Origin of the sequence: Cohnella baijiui, assembly GCF_020731285.1 — a bacterium.
Taxonomy (GTDB): domain Bacteria; phylum Bacillota; class Bacilli; order Paenibacillales; family Paenibacillaceae; genus Cohnella.
Window position 1 is genome coordinate 1 of the sequence record NZ_JAJFOW010000173.1, and the last position, 333, is coordinate 333.

Here is a 333-nt window from a genome sequence, read left to right on the forward strand (position 1 = left end):
ATGCGGGTGGAGGGACTTGAACCCCCACGCCGAAGCGCTAGATCCTAAGTCTAGTGCGTCTGCCAATTCCGCCACACCCGCATGTGTAGCATTCTCTTATAGGTCCCGCAAAAGTACCTGGTATAGGCTGTAGAGCATGTGCTCCACTTTTGTGGGTAAGTAATGGTGAGCCATACTGGACTCGCGATGCACAGGATGTGCAAGCTTCCGTGTTGCTCACAGGACGTGAGCGATTGTAACGGAAGTTCCGCCTAATACGGTGAGCGTTCAGATGGAACAACATTGTAAATGGTGAGCCATACTGGACTCGAACCAGTGACACCCTGATTAAAA

General features: G+C 51.4%; 1 tRNA gene. It reads right to left on the reverse strand.

Annotated elements, in window-relative coordinates:
- Position 1: 1 nt before the first annotated feature.
- Positions 2 to 81 (reverse strand) — tRNA-Leu (locus tag LKX83_RS32185).
- Between the last annotated feature and the right edge of the window lie 252 nt (positions 82 to 333).